The sequence below is a fragment of the Pseudomonas sp. GOM7 genome (genome assembly GCF_026723825.1).
GTDB lineage: Bacteria > Pseudomonadota > Gammaproteobacteria > Pseudomonadales > Pseudomonadaceae > Aquipseudomonas.
Map to the genome: position 1 here is coordinate 5,159,358 of NZ_CP113519.1, position 17,777 is coordinate 5,177,134.

Genomic DNA, 17,777 nt, shown 5'->3' on the forward strand with positions numbered 1-17,777 from the left:
CCCGCCTGCTCGATAGCCTGCCGCAATTGCCGGCCGAGCTGGGCCAGGTGCGCCTGCAGCAGCAGTTCGCCAACGCCCCCACCCAGCTCCTGCTACAACGTGGCCAGGCCGAAGCGGACAGCGTCCAGACCTTCGCCACTGGCAATCCGAATTGGCAACTGCTGTTCAGCCCTGGGCCGGCACTGGCCCAAGGTGGCGTGCCGCCGCTGATGCTCGGCCTCGCGGCGCTGCTGGCCCTGGGCGGCGCGCTGATCGGCCTGATTCTGCTGCGCGGCAGCCTGTTGCGACGCCTCGACAACGATGCAAGCCAGCTCAGGCAAATGCTCGAAGAACTCTCTGCGGGCAAAAACGTCAAAGCCTTCAGCCTGAGCCTGCCGGCACTCGACGGTCTGGCCCAGAGCCTGGCCCGTCTGCCACGCCGCAGCAGTGAAAGCGCCGCCGGCAGCGCCCCCGCAAAAGCAGCACCGGCGGCCACCGCCACTCAGCCCGCCTTCAGGCCCGCCGAGCTGGTCGACCCGCTGTTTCAGGACACCGATATCCTCGATATCGACATTCTCGATGAAGACCAGGATCTCCTGGGATTGGAGCAGAGCACCGCAATGACCACTAGCCAAAGCGCCCCGAAACTTCCCGCCGACATCTTCCGCGCCTACGACATCCGTGGCGTGGTGGGTGACACCCTGACCGCCGAATACGCCTACTGGATCGGTCGCGCCATCGGTTCGCAGAGCCTGGCCCAGGGTGAGCCCAAGGTCATCGTCGGCCGCGACGGCCGCCTCTCCGGCCCCGAGCTGCTGCAGCAACTGGTACAGGGCCTGCTCGATTGCGGCTGCGAAGTCACCGACATTGGCATGGTGCCCACCCCGGTGGTGTACTTCGCCGCCAACGTGCTGGAAGGCCGCTCGGCGGTGATGCTCACCGGCAGCCACAACCCGCCGGACTACAACGGCTTCAAGATCATCATCGCCGGCGACACCCTGGCCAACGAACAGATCCAGGCGCTCAAGCAGCGTCTCGACGACAACGACCTGGCCAGCGGCGTCGGCAGCGTGCAGCAGGTCGACGTGCTGCCGCGTTACTTCAAGACCATCCGCGACGACATCGCCCTGGCCAAGCCGCTCAAGGTGGTGGTGGACTGCGGCAATGGCGCCGCCGGGGTGATCGCGCCGCAACTGATCGAGGCGCTGGGCTGCAGCGTGACCCCGCTGTACTGCGATGTCGACGGCACCTTCCCCAACCACCATCCAGATCCGGGCAAACCGGAGAACCTGGTCGACCTGATCGCCCGGGTCAAGGCCGAGAAGGCCGACCTGGGCCTGGCCTTCGACGGCGACGGCGATCGTGTCGGCGTGGTGACCAACACCGGCAACATCGTCTACCCGGATCGCCTGCTGATGCTGTTCGCCAAGGACGTGGTCTCGCGCAATCCCGGTGCCGACATCATCTTCGACGTCAAATGCACCCGTCGCCTGACCCCGCTGATCAGCGGTTATGGCGGTCGCCCGGTGATGTGGAAGACCGGCCACTCGCTGATCAAGAAGAAGATGAAGGAAACCGGCGCCCTGTTGGCCGGGGAAATGAGCGGCCACATTTTCTTCAAGGAACGCTGGTACGGTTTCGACGACGGTATCTACAGTGCCGCGCGCCTGCTGGAAATCCTCAGCCAGGAAAAACGCGACGCCGAGCAGGTGTTCAGCGCCTTCCCCAGCGACATTTCCACGCCGGAAATCAACATCAAGGTCACCGAGCAGACCAAGTTCGGCATGATCGAACGCCTGCAGCGTGAAGGCCAATGGGGCGAAGCCAACCTCACCAGCATCGACGGTGTGCGCGTCGATTATCCCAAGGGCTGGGGCCTGATCCGCGCTTCCAACACCACGCCAGTGCTGGTGCTGCGCTTCGAGGCCGATACCCAGCAAGAGCTGGAGCGCATCCAGGATGTGTTCCGCGCCCAGTTGCTCAAGGTCGCCCCCGACCTGCAACTCCCCTTTTGATCGACCTGACTCAGGAGCCCCTGCATGACCCTCGAGCGTGACGCCGCCGCCCAGGTTGCCAAGGTACTGTCCGAAGCCCTGCCCTATATCCGCCGCTTCGTCGGCAAGACCCTGGTGATCAAGTACGGCGGCAACGCCATGGAGAGCGAGGAACTCAAGCAGGGCTTCGCCCGCGACATCGTGCTGATGAAAGCGGTGGGCATCAACCCGGTGGTGGTACACGGTGGCGGCCCGCAGATCGGCGACCTGCTCAAACGACTGTCCATCGAAAGCCACTTCATCGATGGCATGCGCGTCACCGACACCGCCACCATGGACGTGGTGGAAATGGTGCTCGGCGGCCAGGTCAACAAGAGCATCGTCAACCTGATCAACCAGCACGGTGGCAGCGCCATCGGCCTGACCGGCAAGGATGCCGGCCTGATCCGCGCGAAGAAGCTCAAGGTCAGCCGCCAGACGCCGGAAATGACCCAGCCGGAAATCATCGACATCGGCCATGTCGGCGAGGTCACCGGGGTCAATACCGAGCTGCTGAACATGCTGGTCAAGGGCGACTTCATCCCGGTCATCGCGCCCATCGGCGTCGGCCCGGATGGCGAGTCCTACAATATCAATGCCGACCTGGTGGCAGGCAAGGTGGCCGAAGCCTTGAAGGCCGAGAAACTGATGCTACTGACCAACATCGCCGGGTTGATGAACAAGCAGGGCGACGTGCTCACCGGCCTGACCACCGAGCAAGTCAACGAACTGATCGCCGACGGCACCATCTACGGCGGCATGCTGCCGAAGATCAAATGCGCCTTGGAGTCGGTGCAGGGTGGCGTCACCAGCGCGCACATCATCGATGGCCGGGTACCGAATGCCGTTCTGCTGGAGATCTTCACCGATACCGGCAACGGCACCATGATCAGCAACCGCAAGCGCCACTAAAAGCAAGCCGCGAATGCGGCTTCCTGATGCATCTCTCCCGCTTGCGGGAGAGGGCAAGGCGGCCGCCACGTCCCATACCCCGTCTAGGAAAGGAACACCAGGCGCTTACTGCTTGCGCTGGCCCCCACCAAACAGCTCAGCCAGACGCGCGCGATCAGCGGCGAAGTCCTTCTCGGCCTGTAAGCGCGACGCCTGATAGCGGTCGATGTCGCGCTGCAGGCGCTCCTGTTCATCCCTCAGACCGCTGATCTGCACCAGCAGATTTTCCGGCACCTGACGCCCGGCGCGCTCGTGCTCGGCCGCCTTGCCCTGCAGGTTGGCCTGCTGGGTACGCACCGACTGCAGGTTGCCACGCGCCACGCGGATCAAGCCATCCAGCTCGGAGAGCTTGCGCTCGCGCGCCCGATCGACGTCATCGAGATTGCTATACAGGCGCAGCAACTGCGCGTCGCTGCTGGCTCGCGCCTTCTCTGCCTGCATACGGGCGAACTCCTCCGGTGTCGGTGCCGGCGGGATCACCCGCAGCACGCGGCCGTGGTCGTTGAGCACCTCGTAGCCCTTGCCGATGAATTCCGGCGGCACGCCCTGGCGGCTGAGCACCGTCACCCCCTTGTCATCGACGTAGCGATACAGCTCGGCGGCCATCCCGGACAAGGGCAGGGTCAGGCTCAGCAGCAGCATATAGCGGGTCAGGCACGGTGCAGACATAAGGGCCACCTTGGTCTGGGGCTAGATTCCGTACTCGGCGCGGTAGGCTTCGACCGCCGGCAGATGTCGTTTGAGTTCAGCATCCCCTGCCAGATATTCCAAGACCTGCTCGAGCGAGACGATGCTCACCACGGGCATGCCGAAATCGCGCTCCACTTCCTGAATCGCCGAGAGCTCGCCTTGACCGCGTTCCTGGCGGTTCAGCGCGATCAGGGTACCGGCGGCCTGCGCGCCCTGGCTCTGGATGATCTGCATGACTTCGCGAATGGCGGTGCCGGCGGTGATCACGTCGTCGACTATCAGCACGCGACCCTTGAGCGGCGCGCCGACCAGGGTGCCACCTTCGCCATGATCCTTGGCTTCCTTGCGGTTGAAGCACCAGGGCAGGTCGCGCTGATGATGCTCGGCCAGTGCCACGGCAGTGGTCGCTGCCAACGGAATACCCTTGTAGGCCGGGCCGAACAGCACATCGAATTCGATGCCGCTGTCGACGATGGCAGCGGCGTAGAAACGCCCTAGCTGAGCCAGCGCCAGGCCGCTGTCGAACAGGCCGGCGTTGAAGAAATAGGGGCTGGTGCGCCCGGACTTGAGGGTGAACTGACCGAAACGCAGAACCCCACGTTCGATGGCGAAGCGAATGAAATCGCGCTGGTACGCTTGCATGAAAAAGTCCCGGACGGCACGGATTTAGCTAAATGAAGTGAGCTCGGGTATCATACACGCACGTGTTTTTGGGGGCCATTTATGCGGATCATCAGTGTGAACGTGAATGGTATTCAGGCTGCGGCCGAGCGAGGTTTGCTCAGTTGGCTACAAGCCCAGAATGCCGACGTGATCTGCCTGCAAGACACCCGTGCCTCCGCCTTTGAAATGGACGACCAAGCTTTCCAACTGGATGGCTATTTCCTCTATGCATGCGACGGCGAAGTGCCCAGCCAAGGTGGCGTGGCACTCTACTCGCGTTTGCAACCCAAGGCGGTGATCAGCGGCCTCGGCTTCGAGATGGCCGATCGCTACGGGCGCTACCTGCAGGCAGATTTCGACAAGGTCAGTATTGCCAGCCTACTCCTGCCCACCGGCCGGGATGGCGACGAGAGCTTGAATCAGAAATTCAAGTTCATGGACGACTTCACCCATTATCTGGACAAGCAACGGCGCAAGCGCCGCGAGTACATCTACTGTGGCTCGCTGCATGTTGCGCACCAGAAGCAGGACGTGAAGAACTGGCGCGACTGCCAGCAGTCGCCGGGTTTCCTGGCGCCGGAACGCGCCTGGATGGACGAAGTGGTCGGCAGCATGGGCTATGTCGATGCCTTGCGCGAAGTCAGCCGCGAAGGCGACCAGTTCAGTTGGTGGCCGGACAGCGAGCAGGCAGAAATGCTCAACCTGGGCTATCGCTTCGACTATCAGCTCCTCACGCCGGGCATGCGTCGCACCGTGCGCAGCGCCCGCCTGCCGCGCCAGCCGCGCTTCTCCCAGCATGCGCCGCTGATCGTCGATTACGACTGGATCCTCAGCATCTGATCTGCAGACATGAAAAAGCCGGCTGACCGCCGGCTTTTTTGTTGCACGCTCGCCTACTTCACCAGGCGCCAACTGAAGGGGTAGCGATAGGCCTTGCCCTCGTTGGCCTTGATACCAGCGATGATGGTCAGCACCAACGCCGCCAGGCCGACCAGCAACAACAGCGGAAAACCGATCACCACGATCATCAGCAAGAAGCACAGCGCCGCCGCCAGGGCGACGCTGATCTGAAAGTTCAGCGCCTCCTTGCCCTGCGCGTCGACGAAGGGATCCATGTCCTTCTTCACCTGCCAGACAATCAAGGGCCCGAGCAGATTGCCGAAGGGAAACACCAGCCCGAGAAAGGCGGCGAAGTGGCAGAACATCGCCCACTGACGCGCCTCCTGGCTCGGAACGGGTTGCGGTACCTGGAACTCTTCGCTCATGCGGCGTCTCCTTATGGCGCGATCGATCAGTCGACCAATGCGACACGTTGCAGTTCAAAGATCTCGTTCATGCCCTTCTGCGCCAGGGCCAGCATGGCGTTGAACTCCTCGGGCTGGAACGGCGCGCCTTCGGCGGTGCCCTGCACCTCGATGAAACCGCCAGCGTTGGTCATGACCACGTTGAGATCGGTTTCGGCCGCCGAGTCCTCCAGATAATCCAGATCCAGCACCGGTTCGCCCTGGTAGATACCCACCGAAACGGCGGCGATCATCTGCTTGAGCGGCTCACCCTTGAGCGCACCGCGCTTCTTCAGCACCTTCAGTGCGTCGATCAGCGCCACCATGGCTCCGGTGATCGATGCGGTACGGGTGCCACCGTCGGCCTGGATCACGTCGCAGTCGACATACAGGGTATTCTCGCCCAGCTTGCTCATGTCCAGCGCAGCACGTAGCGACCGGCCGATCAGACGCTGGATTTCCAGGGTGCGACCGCCCTGCTTGCCACGGCTGGCTTCACGCTGGTTACGCTCGCCGGTGGCGCGCGGCAGCATGCCGTACTCGGCGGTCAGCCAACCCTGGCCCTGGCCCTTGAGGAAGCGCGGCACGCCGGATTCGACGCTGACGGTGCAAATCACCTTGGTATCGCCGAACTCCACCAGTACCGAACCCTCGGCGTGCTTGGTGTAGTTGCGGGTGATGCGGATCGAGCGCAACTGATCGGCGGCGCGGCCACTGGGACGTTTCATCGAGCGATACCTACTTCGTTAAGTGAAAACAGCACGCATTATAGGGGCGGCAGGGCGCCACGACACGCCGAATTGGCCCTGGCAGACGGCGAGCAGGGGCATGCCGGATTGCCAGCGCATGAAATGGGCACTCGCCCTGGGCTACAATCCTGCGCTTTTCGAGCCGAATGTCCGCGAGGTATCCCCATGGTTCACAGCATGACGGCCTTTGCCCGCCACGAGCAGGCCACCGCCCACGGCACCCTGAGCTGGGAACTGCGCTCGGTCAATCATCGCTATCTGGAACCGCACCTGCGTCTGCCCGACGCCTTTCGCGACCTCGAAGGCGCGGTGCGTGAGGCCCTGCGCCAGGGCCTGTCGCGCGGCAAAGTGGAATGCACCTTGCGCTTCGCCGAAGAAAATGCCGGCAAAGCGCTGCAGGTCGACAACGAGCGCGCCCGCCAACTGATCGCCGCCGCCGAACAGGTAGCCGCCCTGATCCAGCAGCCGGCGCCGCTCAACCCACTGGAAGTGCTGGCCTGGCCTGGCGTGCTGGTGGCCGACTCGGCCGATCCGCAGGCCCTGAACGCTGCCGCCCTGACCCTGTTCGGCCAGGCGCTGGAAGAACTCAAGGCGGGCCGTGCCCGTGAAGGGGCGGAACTGGCCAAGCTGCTCAACGAACGCCTCGACGCCATCCTCGACGAAGTCGCCGCCCTGCGCGAACTGGTACCGCAGATGCTCGCCGGCCAGCGCACCAAGATTGAAACCCGCTTCGCCGAGATGCAGGCCGAACTCGACCCGCAGCGCCTGGAGCAGGAGCTGGTGCTGCTGGCGCAGAAGAGCGACGTGGCCGAGGAACTGGATCGTCTGAGCACCCATGTCAGCGAAGTGCGCCGCGTGCTCAAGGCCGGTGGCGCCGCCGGGCGGCGCCTGGACTTCCTGATGCAGGAACTCAACCGCGAGGCCAATACCCTCGGCTCCAAGGCCTTCGATCCGCGCAGTACCCAGGCAGCGGTCAACCTCAAGGTGCTGATCGAGCAGATGCGCGAGCAGGTGCAGAACATCGAGTAACGCCAGCCAGACGGCTGCTATCTTTCGTTCACCGTTTTTCAGGACGCTTTTCCATGGCCATCACCACCGGCACCCTCTATATCGTTTCCGCCCCCTCTGGCGCCGGCAAGACCAGCCTGGTCAAGGCGCTGATCGAGAGCGAACCGCAGATTCGCGTCTCGGTTTCGCACACCACCCGCGCCATGCGTCCGGGCGAGGTGGACGGGGTCAACTACCACTTCGTCGACCATGCACAGTTCAGCGCCATGATCGAGCGTAGCGAGTTTCTCGAGCACGCCCAGGTGTTCGACAACTTCTACGGCACCTCGCAGAAGTGGGTCGAACAGACCCTGGCCGAGGGCTTCGACCTGATCCTGGAAATCGACTGGCAGGGCGCGCAGCAGGTACGCAAGCTGATGCCGCAGGCCAGATCCATCTTCATCCTGCCACCGACCCAGGAAGCCCTGCGTCACCGCCTGACCAACCGCGGCCAGGACAGCGGCGAGATCATCGAGCGCCGCATGCGCGAAGCGGTCAGCGAAATGAGCCACTACGTCGAGTACGACTACCTGGTGATCAACGATGACTTCAACCATGCCCTGAGCGATCTGAAAGCCATCTTCCGCTGCAATCAGCTATGCCAGGCGCAGCAACAGCAACGCCACGCCGGTTTGCTCGGCGAGTTGTTGGCCTAAAAGCAGCGGCACGCTTCAAGCCACAAGCTGCAAGTAAAAGCAAGGCCGAATTGGCTTCTGCTTGTAGCTTGTCGCTTGCGGCTGCTTTACACTATTGAGTCCGCTCGCCCGCTCGGGCCAAGCTTATCCGCACATGTTACGAGGAACACCATGGCTCGCGTTACCGTCGAAGATTGCCTGGACAACGTTGATAACCGCTTCGAGCTGGTCATGCTCGCGACCAAGCGTTCGCGCCAGCTAGCCACCGGCGGCAAGGAGCCGAAAGTGGCTTGGGAAAACGACAAGCCCACCGTCGTCGCCCTGCGCGAGATCGCGGCTGGCCTGGTAGACGCCGAGATCGTCGCCCAGGAAGACATCGTCGAAGAAGAGCCGCTGTTCGCTGCCTTCGAGGAAGAGGCCAACGAGCCTCTGTAAGTCGATGATGCCGGGTCGAAGTTGCGCGGCGCATAGCCAAGCCGGTCATGAGGGAGGCACCCCATGGCTGGCATAGACGCTCTCGCCGACCGACTTTCGACCTACCTCGGCCATGACCAGGTCAACCTGGTGCGCCGAGCCTATTTCTACGCCGAACAGGCGCACGATGGGCAACGCCGCCGCAGCGGCGAAGCCTACGTGACCCATCCGCTGGCCGTGGCCAGCATCCTCGCCGACATGCACATGGATCATCAGAGCCTGATGGCCGCCATGCTGCACGACGTGATCGAAGACACCGGCATCGCCAAGGAAGCGCTCAACGCGCAGTTCGGCGAAACCGTGGCCGAACTGGTCGACGGGGTCAGCAAACTGACCCAGATGAACTTCGAGACCAAGGCCGAAGCGCAGGCCGAGAACTTCCAGAAGATGGCCATGGCCATGGCCCGCGACATTCGCGTGATTCTGGTCAAGCTCGCCGACCGCCTGCACAACATGCGCACCCTCGATGCCATGCCGCACGAGAAGAGCCGGCGCATCGCCAAGGAAACCCTGGAAATCTACGCCCCCATCGCCAACCGCCTGGGCATGCACAACATGCGCGTGGAGTTCGAGGATCTGGGCTTCAAGGCCATGCACCCGATGCGCTCCGAGCGCATCCGCGCCGCCGTGCGCCGCGCTCGGGGCAACCGCAAGGAGATCGTCGCCAAGATCGAGGAATCGATCCAGGCCTGCCTGCAACGCGAGGGCATGGAAGGCGAGGTGATCGGCCGCGAGAAGCACCTCTACAGCATCTACCAGAAGATGCGCGGCAAGCGTAAGGCGTTCAACGAGATCATGGACGTCTACGCCTTCCGTATCATCGTCGACAAGGTCGACACCTGCTACCGCGTGCTCGGCGCCGTGCACAACCTGTACAAGCCGCTGCCGGGGCGCTTCAAGGATTACATCGCGATTCCCAAGGCCAACGGCTACCAGTCGCTGCACACCACGCTGTTCGGCATGCACGGCGTGCCCATCGAGATCCAGATCCGCACGCGCGAGATGGAGGAGATGGCCAACAACGGCATCGCCGCGCACTGGCTGTACAAGTCCAACGATGACGATGTGCCCAAGGGCAATCACGCCCGTGCGCGGCAGTGGGTCAAGGGTGTACTCGAACTCCAGCAGAGAGCGGGTAATTCCCTGGAATTTATCGAGAGCGTGAAGATCGACCTGTTCCCGGACGAGGTCTACGTGTTCACGCCCAAGGGCCGCATCATGGAGCTGCCGAAAGGCTCCACCGCGGTCGACTTCGCCTACGCGGTGCACACCGACGTCGGCAATACCTGCATCGCCTGCCGCATCAACCGCCGTCTGGCGCCGCTGTCGCAGGCGCTGGAAAGCGGCTCGACGGTGGAAATCGTCACCGCCCCGGGCGCCCGCCCCAATCCGGCCTGGCTCAACTTCGTGGTCACCGGCAAGGCACGTACGCACATTCGCCACGCCCTCAAACAGCAGCGCCGCTCGGAATCCATCAGCCTCGGCGAACGCCTGCTAAACAAGGTGCTGGCCAGCTTCGACACACACCTGGAAAAGATCGCCCCGGAGCGCGTGCAAGCCGTGGTTGCCGAGTACCGCCAGGAAGTCTTCGAGGATCTGCTCGAGGACATCGGCCTGGGCAATCGCATGGCCTACGTGGTCGCCCGCCGTCTGCTGGCCGAGAGCGGCGATGCCCTGCCGAATAGCGAAGGGCCACTGGCGATCCGCGGCACCGAAGGCCTGGTGATGAGCTACGCCAAATGCTGCACACCAATCCCGGGCGACCCCATCGTCGGCTACCTGTCTGCCGGCAAGGGCATGGTGGTGCACATGGAAAGCTGCCGCAATATCGTCGACATCCGCCACAACCCGGAAAAATGCATCCAGCTCAACTGGGCCAAGGATGTCACCGGCGAATTCAACGTCGAGTTGCGCGTCGAGCTGGAGCACCAGCGCGGCCTGATCGCCCTGCTGGCCAGCAGCGTCAACGCCGCCGATGGCAATATCGAGAAGATCGGCATGGACGAGCGCGATGGCCGCATCAGCGTGGTACAACTGGTGATCAGCGTGCACGACCGCGTGCACCTGGCACGGGTGATCAAGAAGCTGCGCGCGCTCAAGGGCGTCACCCGCATCACTCGGGTACGCGCCTGACGACAGCGACCAGCCTCATGCTGCAAGCGACAAGCACGCGCTGCTTTCTTGAGCCCGCCATGTGCAATCTGTAGCCTGACAGCCGTCTTTACTTGCAGCTTGGAGCTTCCGGCTTGAGGCTGCCCTTTCAAGGAGTCATTCATGAGCAAGACCGTCATCAGCAGCGACAAGGCCCCCGCCGCCATCGGCACCTACTCCCAAGCGATCAAGGCCGGCAACACCGTCTACATGTCCGGGCAGATCCCGCTGGATCCGGCGAGCATGGAACTGGTGGAAGGTTTCGAGGCGCAGACCGTGCAGGTGTTCGAGAACCTCAAGGCCGTGGCCGAAGCAGCCGGTGGTTCGTTCAAGGACATCGTCAAGCTGAACATCTTCCTCACCGACCTGTCGCACTTCGCCAAGGTCAACGAGATCATGGGCCGTTACTTCGAGCAGCCCTACCCGGCCCGTGCCGCCATCGGCGTGGCCGCTCTGCCGCGCGGCGCGCAGGTGGAAATGGACGCCATCCTGGTGCTCGAATAAGCCCGGCGGCGGGGCTCAGGCCCCGCCTGTTCCCTCTTTATCTCCCATGCGGAGAGCATCATGCGCCTGATCACCCTGCTGTTGTGCAGCACCTTGTTGGTTGGCTGCGCCAGCAAACCGAACGACGATCCCAATGGCACCTGGATCAACCAGGCTGCCATCGATGCCGCGCGCGAAAGCGGCCATCTGCGCGAATCACTGCTGGCCTACGGCCCCAACCTCGAGTGGCATATCGATACCCGGCAACGGCAGGCGACCTACAGCAATGGCTTCGAGCTGGCCGAAGGCAACATCGAGCCGCTGGATCCCCTGCACTGGCAGGTGACCTTCTACGGCAACTACCGCGAGCAGCTCAGCATGCACGAGGGTCAACTCACTCAGGTTGCCAGCGATTACTGGCCAGAGCAGCAGTTCGTCCGGGTGCCGCCAGCCCAGGCTTCGTCGGCCCCGGGTAGCAATTTCGAGCAGGCCCTGTACCGCGCCTACCTGGGCGGCGACTGGATGATCGTGGAAGGCCCCGGCCAGGGCGGCCTGGTGCGCTTTGGCGCGGACGGCAGCCTGCAGGGCCTGCCCGGCGCCGAACGCTACGCGCTGTGCCTGGCCGGTGATTGCGCTGCCATGAGCGGTGACAACGACAGCATCTGGCTGCAACTGGGCGATCAGGGCAGCCCCTGGCTGTTCGTCCATGAGGGCAATCAGCTACGCATCTTCGAGGCGCAGAACCGTGCCCAGTTCGACGAGATGCCCGAGTACCAGCCCGGCCCGCAACGCTGGTTGCTCAAGCGCAAATGATCGCAGGCAGCGCGGCGCTCAGGCCGCGCTGCCGATCAACAACCAGAGCCCAAGGGCCGACAGCAGCACTCCACAGCCTCGATCCAGCCAGCGCACCTGGCGCTGCAACCAGGCTCGCCAGCGCCGATGACGCAGTAGCCGCACCAGGGCCAGATCCCACCCCAAGACCACCAGAGTCATCCACAGCATGGCCAATGCCAGGCCCCAGGCGGGCATTGCCGCTTCGCGCAGCACGCCAAACAACCCGGCATAGAACAAGGGCAGCTTGGGGTTGAGGCTGCTGGCCAGCAGGCCCTGACGCAGGCCGTGCCACCAGTTGCCTTGCGCCAGTTGCTCCGCCGACGACAACTGCAGCTCGCGCCTGGCGAACAGCGCCTGCATACCGAGCCAGATGAAATAACCGCCACCAACCGCCTGCAAGGCCCGCCAGAACGCTCCGCCCTGCCCCGGCAACATCCCCAGCGCGAGCAGCACCAGGATCATGCTCAGCAGGTTGGCCAGGGCGATACCGCTGGCGCAACCATCGGCCTGGCGCCGCCCCTCACCGAGCGCCGTACGGATCAGCAGAAAGAAATCCGGCCCCGGCGACAACAGCGCGGCGAAATGGGTGCCAGCCACCAACAGGAACAACGCGAACATCGCAAAATGACCTCCCTCTGAACAGGAGGTCAGTCTCGCCAGCCCCATGAGCCGCCGTCTTGGAGAAAACTCAGGTCTGCGCGGCGCGCCGGAACTGACCGGGGGTCACGCCAGTGAAACGCTTGAAGGTGCCGGAAAAATGCGCCTGATCGTAGAAGCCCAGGCCCAGGGCCACCGCCAGCGGCGCCTGGTCGCCCAGCAGCAGACGCTTGGCCTCGCGCACCCGGCGCTGCAACAGGTAGGTATGCGGCGGTACGCCATAGGCCTGGCGGAAAGCCTCGATCAGGTGACGCGGATGGCGTTGCACCAATGCCGCCAGTTGCTCAAGGGAAACCGCCTCGGCGTAATGCGCCTCCAGATAGTCGCGCACCCGCGCCGTCACCCCGCCATCACGCGCGGCGGGGCGTGCCGCACGCAAACCACCATGGCGCACGAACACCAGTTCCAGCACGGCCAGCAGCTCGCTTTCCAGGACCAGCGCATCACTGCGCTCGAATTCCCCGGCCAGGCGCGCCAGGGCAGCGGCAATGGCGCCATCATCGGCGGGATTGAGACAGTCAAAACCACCCGGCAGACGCTTGCGCCCGAGCAAGGCCGGCAGCCGCAACTCCTCCACATAGAGCATGCGGTAAACCAGGCGCGGCGACTCGGCATGACCGGTATGCGGCTCCTCGGGATTCATCAGCGACAGGGTGCCGGCCGGCAGAGCGTGGCGCTGACCGCGACACTGGTAGCCACCGACACCCTGGACGATGGCACCGATGGCGAAGGCATCGTGGCTGTGACGCCCGAACGGCTGTCCGGAGAAGTCGGCGTGAAACAGCTCCACACCGGGCAACCAGGGCTTGGCCAGCAGGCGGTTGGCGTCCACCCTCAGGCACCTTGCAGGATCGCGCTGTAGCCTTCGCGGTAGCTGGGATACTGCGGCGCCCAGCCCAGTGCGCGGGCGCGGGCGTTGCTGCAACGCTTGCTGCCGGCACGGCGCACGCGCTGCTCGTCGCTCCAGTGGCTAACACCCAGGCGCTCACGCAGCCAGGCCACCACCTCGTGCAGCGGCGCCGGCTCATCGTCCACGCCCAGGTAGCAGTCGGCCAGAGGCTCGCCACGACCATCGGCTTCGAGCAGATGAGCGAGCAGCCCGGCGGCGTCGTCGACATGGATGCGATTGCCGTACAGCGGCGGCGTCGCGTTGACCCGGTAGCCATTGCGCACCTGATTCAGCAACCACTGGCGGCCTGGGCCGTAGAGCCCGGTCAGGCGCACCGTGGTCGCTGGCAGACCGCTGTTCAGGGCGAGGCGTTCCGCCTCGCGCATGATCACAGCCGAGTAGCTCTGCGCCTCGGCCAGCGAATCCTCGTCGACCCACTCCCCCTCCTGCTGACCATAGACCCCGCTGCTGGACACGAAGAGCAGGCGCCGAGGTCGCTGTCCATGCGTGGCCAGCCAACTCAGCACATGGCGCAAGCCCTCGACGTATGCGGCGCGATAGCCGGCCTCGTCATGCTGGCTGGCAGCGGCGCAGTACACCAGGTAGTCCAGCTCAGCGGTCGGCCAGGCCGCTGGGCAGGTGGCCACCTGCAGGTCGCCCGGCACCGCATGAATGCCCGCCGGCAAGGCCGCGACGTTGCGCCGCAAGCCATGCACCACCCAGCCCTTGTCTTGCAGGCGCAATGCCAGGCGACTGCCTACGTCGCCGCAACCGGCTATCAGTACACGAGGAGATTCGAGCATCGGAGCGCCTCCCAAAAGCCCGAGGATAAAGGGCGCGGCCCGCAAGCGGCAAACTTCAGCGGCAAGGCCGAGCGAGTGTTACATTATCACTTTCACAAACAAGAATTAATTGCAATAATGCACCACTTTCCGCCGCACCTGTGCGACGGTCGACATTGCAATTCACCGTTCAGGTCCACCCCATGAAACCTACCGCTCTCAGCGCCAAGCCCTTCTCGTTCTTCCGTCGCACCCGCACGCTGGCCGCCTTCCTGCTCGGCATGGCCCTGCTGCCCGGTGGCACTGCATTCGCCGAAGAACCAGCCACGCCTGCTGCGGCTGCGACAGCGGCCGAAGCACCTGCCGCGAACGATGCTGCGCTGCCGGCAGCCGTATCGGCAGGCAATGCGGAGCTGGCCAGCAAACTGGAGGCGCTCGGCGCGGATGCCACGCCGCAGCAGATTCGTGAAACGACCCGCCAGACGCTGACCGAGCAGGGGGTGCCGGCCGAGGAGATCGAGAAGACACTGGAGGCCATGGCTCAGGCCGAGAATATCGGCGCAGGGCTGGACGATGCGGCACTCGAGGAGCCAGCCATGGCCCATGACCTCTCTCCCTGGGGCATGTACCAGGGCGCGGACGTAGTGGTCAAAGGGGTGATGATCGGCCTGATTCTCGCGTCCATCCTGACCTGGACCGTGTGGCTGGCGAAGACCGTCGAGCTGACCGTCGCCCGCCGTCGCCTGCGTCGCGAACTGCCGGTACTGAAAGCCGCGCGCACCCTGAAAGACGCCGGCAACAGCATGAACGGCGAGGCGTGCATCTCCCATCGCCTGGTGCAGGATGCTCTGGAGGAAGTGAAGCTATCCGGCAACGTGCAGGGCACCGATGGCATCAAGGAGCGCGTCAGCTTTCGCCTCGAGCGCCTGGTCGCCGCCTGCGGCAGGCAGATGAGCCAGGGCACCGGCGTGCTCGCCACCATCGGTTCCACCGCCCCCTTCGTCGGCCTGTTCGGCACCGTCTGGGGCATCATGAACAGCTTCATCGGCATCGCCAAGACCCAGACCACCAACCTCGCCGTGGTCGCCCCCGGCATCGCCGAAGCCCTGCTGGCCACCGCCCTGGGCCTGGTCGCGGCGATCCCGGCCGTGGTGATCTACAACGCCTTCGCCCGCTCCATCGCCAGCTACAAGGCCCAGGTCTCCGACGCCTCGGCACAGGTGCTGCTGCTGGTCAGCCGCGACCTCGACCACCTGCCGGGCGAGCGCCAGGCACCGCACATGGTCAAGGCAGGGTAAGCCATGGGCATTCATCTCAACGAGAGCGACGATCTGCAGGAAACGCACGAAATCAACGTGACGCCCTTCATCGACGTGATGCTGGTGCTGTTGATCATCTTCATGGTCGCCGCACCGCTGGCGACCGTGGACATCAAGGTGGATCTACCCGCCTCCACGGCCAAACCCGCGCCGCGTCCGGACAAGCCGATCTACCTGAGCATCAAGGAAGACCTCAGCCTGTATCTGGACAACGAGGTGGTCAGCGAGCAGCAGCTCGGCGCCGCCCTGGACAAGCTGACCCAGGCCGACAAGGACAAGACCATCTTCGTCCGTGGCGACAAGAAGGTCGATTACGGTCGCCTCATGGAAGTGATGGACGCCCTGCGTAGCGCGGGCTATCTGAAGATCGGCCTGGTAGGCCTGGAGACGGTCGGTAACTGATGGCCAATGTACGCAAGCTGTCCGGTTGGGGCCTCAGCCTGCTGGTGATTCTCGGCCTGCATGTGGCGATCGGACTATGGATGATGTTCTGGACGGTCAAGGCGCAGCCGCTGGAGTTGCCGCCTGCCGCCATGATGATCGAGCTGGAGCCACTGCCGGCTCCCGCCCCCGCGCCGGCGCCACCACCGCCGCCGGTACAACCGGAACCGGAGCCCGAGCCGCAGCCCAAGGTCGTCGAAGCGCCGAAGCCGAAGATCGCCCTGCCGCCCAAGCCGAAACCCAAGCCCAAGCCGCAGCCTCCGAAACCCAAGCCGCCGGAGCCCAAGCCTGTCAAACCGCAGGAGACCGAGAGCGTCAAGGAAACCGTCGCCCCGACAACCCCGGCGCCCAGCGACAGCAAACCGGCAGCACCGCAGGCCGCCGCCGCGAGTGCGCCGAGTGCGGCCGAACGCACCTGGCAGAGCGAGCTGTTCAACCACCTGGCGCGCTACAAGCGTTACCCGGAGGATGCGCGTCGTCGTGGCATCAAGGGCACCAATCGCCTGCGTTTCGTGGTCGATGCCAATGGCATGGTGCAGTCCTACAGCCTGGTCGGCAAATCCGGCAGCGCCTCGCTGGATCGCGCCACGCTGCAGACCATCCGTCGTGCCCAGCCGCTACCCAAGCCGCCAGCAGAGCTGCTGAACAACGGCACGCTGGAAATCATCGCGCCGTTCTCCTACTCGCTGGAACGACGCTGACGGCCGAGCGCCCAGGCATGCAGCCATGGGCGCTTGGTTCCATTGACTGCAACCGCTATGCTTGCGGCAGTCCAATGGAAAAATACTATGACCCTCACCGAACTGCGCTACATCGTCACCCTCGCTCAGGAGCAGCATTTCGGCCGCGCGGCCGAGCGTTGCCACGTCAGCCAGCCGACCCTGTCGGTGGGCGTGAAGAAGCTCGAGGACGAACTCGGCGTGCTGATCTTCGAGCGTAGCAAGAGCGCGGTGCGCCTGACGCCAGTGGGCGAAGGCATCGTCACCCAGGCACAGAAGGTACTGGAGCAAGCGCAAGGCATCCGCGAACTGGCCCAAGCCGGCAAGAACCAGCTAGCCGCGCCGCTGCGCATCGGCGCCATCTATACCGTTGGCCCCTACCTGTTCCCGCACCTGATTCCGCAACTGCACCGGGTCGCCCCGGACATGCCGTTGTACATCGAGGAAAACTTCACCCACATACTGCGCGACAAGCTGCGCACGGGTGAACTGGACGCCATCATCATCGCCCTGCCCTTCCAGGAAGCCGATGTCCTGACCAAGCCGCTGTACGACGAGCCCTTCTTCGCCCTGCTGCCCGCCGGCCACCCCTGGGCGAAGATGGACAGCATCGACACCAAGCTGCTCAACGACAAGAGCCTGCTGCTGCTGGGCGAAGGCCACTGCTTCCGCGACCAGGTGCTGGAGGCCTGCCCCTCGCTACGCAAGGGTGGCGACGAGCACGCCAAGCACACCACGGTGGAGTCCAGCTCGCTGGAAACCATCCGCCACATGGTCGCCTCCGGCCTCGGCGTGTCGATCCTGCCGTTCTCGGCGGTGGACAGCCACCATTACGCCCCTGGGGTGATCGAAGTACGCCCGCTCAGCGCGCCCGTGCCCTTCCGCACCGTGGCCATCGCCTGGCGCGCCAGCTTCCCACGGCCCAACGCCATCGAAGTGCTGGCCGACTCCGTGCGCCTGTGCTCGGTCGCCCGCCCACAGGCCAAGAGCGCCTGAGG

The 17,777-nt window shown here is 64.3% G+C and carries 20 protein-coding genes; 13 read left to right on the top strand and 7 right to left on the bottom strand.

Annotation, left to right across the window (positions count from 1 at the left end; translation table 11 throughout):
* Positions 1–599: 599 nt before the first annotated feature.
* The gene (gene algC / locus OU800_RS22965) at positions 600–1,994 is read left to right on the top strand and encodes a phosphomannomutase/phosphoglucomutase (RefSeq protein WP_268184417.1); all 1,395 of its coding nucleotides are present in this window, start codon (positions 600–602) and stop codon (positions 1,992–1,994) included.
* 24 nt (positions 1,995–2,018) lie between these two features.
* Entirely contained in the window at positions 2,019–2,924 is a 906-nt protein-coding gene (gene argB / locus OU800_RS22970; protein ID WP_268179752.1) for an acetylglutamate kinase, read from the top strand.
* A gap of 105 nt (positions 2,925–3,029) precedes the next feature.
* Here argB and OU800_RS22975 read toward each other — a convergent pair whose 3' ends face one another.
* A complete protein-coding gene (locus OU800_RS22975; RefSeq protein ID WP_268179754.1) occupies positions 3,030–3,632 on the bottom strand; it encodes a DUF4124 domain-containing protein in 603 nt (200 codons plus the stop codon).
* A gap of 21 nt (positions 3,633–3,653) precedes the next feature.
* Positions 3,654–4,295 (bottom strand): orotate phosphoribosyltransferase, encoded by a 642-nt coding sequence (gene pyrE, locus OU800_RS22980; protein WP_268179755.1) that lies wholly within the window; start codon positions 4,293–4,295, stop codon positions 3,654–3,656.
* Positions 4,296–4,376: 81 nt separating this feature from the next.
* Here pyrE and OU800_RS22985 point away from each other — a divergent pair, with 81 nt between their 5' ends.
* Entirely contained in the window at positions 4,377–5,156 is a 780-nt protein-coding gene (locus OU800_RS22985) for an exodeoxyribonuclease III (RefSeq protein ID WP_268179758.1), read from the top strand.
* A 53-nt stretch (positions 5,157–5,209) separates the two neighbouring features.
* On the opposite strand, the gene OU800_RS22990 is transcribed toward OU800_RS22985, so the two are convergent.
* Together OU800_RS22990 and rph are read right to left on the bottom strand one after the other, a co-directional pair.
* Complete coding sequence (locus tag OU800_RS22990) at positions 5,210–5,581, bottom strand: DUF4870 domain-containing protein (protein ID WP_268179759.1); 372 nt, start codon at positions 5,579–5,581, stop codon at positions 5,210–5,212.
* Positions 5,582–5,607: 26 nt separating this feature from the next.
* Positions 5,608–6,327 (bottom strand): ribonuclease PH, encoded by a 720-nt coding sequence (rph, locus tag OU800_RS22995; protein ID WP_268179761.1) that lies wholly within the window; start codon positions 6,325–6,327, stop codon positions 5,608–5,610.
* Positions 6,328–6,513: 186 nt separating this feature from the next.
* Here rph and OU800_RS23000 point away from each other — a divergent pair, with 186 nt between their 5' ends.
* The 6 genes from OU800_RS23000 to OU800_RS23025 all read left to right on the top strand — a co-directional run bounded on the left by OU800_RS23000 (position 6,514) and on the right by OU800_RS23025 (position 11,951).
* Complete coding sequence (locus OU800_RS23000; protein WP_268179763.1) at positions 6,514–7,377, top strand: YicC/YloC family endoribonuclease; 864 nt, start codon at positions 6,514–6,516, stop codon at positions 7,375–7,377.
* A gap of 53 nt (positions 7,378–7,430) precedes the next feature.
* Positions 7,431–8,051 carry a guanylate kinase gene (gene gmk / locus OU800_RS23005; RefSeq protein WP_268179765.1) on the top strand — a complete coding sequence of 207 codons (621 nt, stop codon included), beginning with the start codon at positions 7,431–7,433 and terminating at the stop codon, positions 8,049–8,051.
* A 150-nt stretch (positions 8,052–8,201) separates the two neighbouring features.
* Complete coding sequence (rpoZ, locus tag OU800_RS23010; protein ID WP_037051139.1) at positions 8,202–8,465, top strand: DNA-directed RNA polymerase subunit omega; 264 nt, start codon at positions 8,202–8,204, stop codon at positions 8,463–8,465.
* 63 nt (positions 8,466–8,528) lie between these two features.
* Positions 8,529–10,637, top strand: a complete 2,109-nt coding sequence (spoT, locus tag OU800_RS23015) for a bifunctional GTP diphosphokinase/guanosine-3',5'-bis pyrophosphate 3'-pyrophosphohydrolase (protein ID WP_268179768.1) — start codon at positions 8,529–8,531, stop codon at positions 10,635–10,637.
* 141 nt (positions 10,638–10,778) lie between these two features.
* Positions 10,779–11,159: a RidA family protein gene (locus OU800_RS23020; protein WP_268179770.1), complete on the top strand. Its 381-nt coding sequence runs from the start codon at positions 10,779–10,781 to the stop codon at positions 11,157–11,159.
* 60 nt (positions 11,160–11,219) lie between these two features.
* Complete coding sequence (locus OU800_RS23025; RefSeq protein ID WP_268179771.1) at positions 11,220–11,951, top strand: hypothetical protein; 732 nt, start codon at positions 11,220–11,222, stop codon at positions 11,949–11,951.
* An 18-nt stretch (positions 11,952–11,969) separates the two neighbouring features.
* Here OU800_RS23025 and OU800_RS23030 read toward each other — a convergent pair whose 3' ends face one another.
* From OU800_RS23030 to OU800_RS23040, 3 genes are all read right to left on the bottom strand, one after another.
* The gene (locus OU800_RS23030; RefSeq protein ID WP_268179772.1) at positions 11,970–12,590 is read right to left on the bottom strand and encodes a LysE family translocator; all 621 of its coding nucleotides are present in this window, start codon (positions 12,588–12,590) and stop codon (positions 11,970–11,972) included.
* Positions 12,591–12,660: 70 nt separating this feature from the next.
* Positions 12,661–13,461 carry a helix-turn-helix domain-containing protein gene (locus tag OU800_RS23035; protein ID WP_268179774.1) on the bottom strand — a complete coding sequence of 267 codons (801 nt, stop codon included), beginning with the start codon at positions 13,459–13,461 and terminating at the stop codon, positions 12,661–12,663.
* 2 nt (positions 13,462–13,463) lie between these two features.
* Positions 13,464–14,321, bottom strand: coding sequence for an NAD-dependent epimerase/dehydratase family protein (locus OU800_RS23040; RefSeq protein ID WP_268179775.1), 858 nt, complete (start codon positions 14,319–14,321; stop codon positions 13,464–13,466).
* Positions 14,322–14,503: 182 nt separating this feature from the next.
* Between OU800_RS23040 and exbB the strand changes: the two genes are divergently transcribed.
* From exbB to OU800_RS23060, 4 genes are all read left to right on the top strand, one after another.
* Positions 14,504–15,598 carry a tonB-system energizer ExbB gene (gene exbB / locus OU800_RS23045; protein WP_268179776.1) on the top strand — a complete coding sequence of 365 codons (1,095 nt, stop codon included), beginning with the start codon at positions 14,504–14,506 and terminating at the stop codon, positions 15,596–15,598.
* A gap of 3 nt (positions 15,599–15,601) precedes the next feature.
* On the top strand, positions 15,602–16,021 hold the full coding sequence (exbD, locus tag OU800_RS23050; protein WP_268179777.1) for a TonB system transport protein ExbD: 420 nt from the start codon (positions 15,602–15,604) through the stop codon (positions 16,019–16,021).
* A complete protein-coding gene (locus OU800_RS23055) occupies positions 16,018–16,761 on the top strand; it encodes an energy transducer TonB (protein WP_442446229.1) in 744 nt (247 codons plus the stop codon). The genes exbD and OU800_RS23055 overlap by 4 nt, the downstream gene beginning before the upstream one ends.
* A gap of 87 nt (positions 16,762–16,848) precedes the next feature.
* Positions 16,849–17,775 (top strand): hydrogen peroxide-inducible genes activator, encoded by a 927-nt coding sequence (locus OU800_RS23060; RefSeq protein WP_268179779.1) that lies wholly within the window; start codon positions 16,849–16,851, stop codon positions 17,773–17,775.
* The last annotated feature ends 2 nt before the right edge of the window (positions 17,776–17,777 follow it).

Excerpts from the sequence above, each read along its gene's own strand:
- algC (WP_268184417.1), top strand. The coding sequence starts at position 600 with ATGACCACTAGCCAAAGCGCCCCGAAACTTCCCGCCGACATCTTCCGC.
- argB (WP_268179752.1), top strand. The coding sequence starts at position 2,019 with ATGACCCTCGAGCGTGACGCCGCCGCCCAGGTTGCCAAGGTACTGTCC.
- OU800_RS22975 (WP_268179754.1), bottom strand. The coding sequence starts at position 3,632 with ATGTCTGCACCGTGCCTGACCCGCTATATGCTGCTGCTGAGCCTGACC.
- pyrE (WP_268179755.1), bottom strand. The coding sequence starts at position 4,295 with ATGCAAGCGTACCAGCGCGATTTCATTCGCTTCGCCATCGAACGTGGG.
- OU800_RS22985 (WP_268179758.1), top strand. The coding sequence starts at position 4,377 with ATGCGGATCATCAGTGTGAACGTGAATGGTATTCAGGCTGCGGCCGAG.
- OU800_RS22990 (WP_268179759.1), bottom strand. The coding sequence starts at position 5,581 with ATGAGCGAAGAGTTCCAGGTACCGCAACCCGTTCCGAGCCAGGAGGCG.
- rph (WP_268179761.1), bottom strand. The coding sequence starts at position 6,327 with ATGAAACGTCCCAGTGGCCGCGCCGCCGATCAGTTGCGCTCGATCCGC.
- OU800_RS23000 (WP_268179763.1), top strand. The coding sequence starts at position 6,514 with ATGGTTCACAGCATGACGGCCTTTGCCCGCCACGAGCAGGCCACCGCC.
- gmk (WP_268179765.1), top strand. The coding sequence starts at position 7,431 with ATGGCCATCACCACCGGCACCCTCTATATCGTTTCCGCCCCCTCTGGC.
- rpoZ (WP_037051139.1), top strand. The coding sequence starts at position 8,202 with ATGGCTCGCGTTACCGTCGAAGATTGCCTGGACAACGTTGATAACCGC.
- spoT (WP_268179768.1), top strand. The coding sequence starts at position 8,529 with ATGGCTGGCATAGACGCTCTCGCCGACCGACTTTCGACCTACCTCGGC.
- OU800_RS23020 (WP_268179770.1), top strand. The coding sequence starts at position 10,779 with ATGAGCAAGACCGTCATCAGCAGCGACAAGGCCCCCGCCGCCATCGGC.
- OU800_RS23025 (WP_268179771.1), top strand. The coding sequence starts at position 11,220 with ATGCGCCTGATCACCCTGCTGTTGTGCAGCACCTTGTTGGTTGGCTGC.
- OU800_RS23030 (WP_268179772.1), bottom strand. The coding sequence starts at position 12,590 with ATGTTCGCGTTGTTCCTGTTGGTGGCTGGCACCCATTTCGCCGCGCTG.
- OU800_RS23040 (WP_268179775.1), bottom strand. The coding sequence starts at position 14,321 with ATGCTCGAATCTCCTCGTGTACTGATAGCCGGTTGCGGCGACGTAGGC.
- exbB (WP_268179776.1), top strand. The coding sequence starts at position 14,504 with ATGAAACCTACCGCTCTCAGCGCCAAGCCCTTCTCGTTCTTCCGTCGC.
- exbD (WP_268179777.1), top strand. The coding sequence starts at position 15,602 with ATGGGCATTCATCTCAACGAGAGCGACGATCTGCAGGAAACGCACGAA.
- OU800_RS23060 (WP_268179779.1), top strand. The coding sequence starts at position 16,849 with ATGACCCTCACCGAACTGCGCTACATCGTCACCCTCGCTCAGGAGCAG.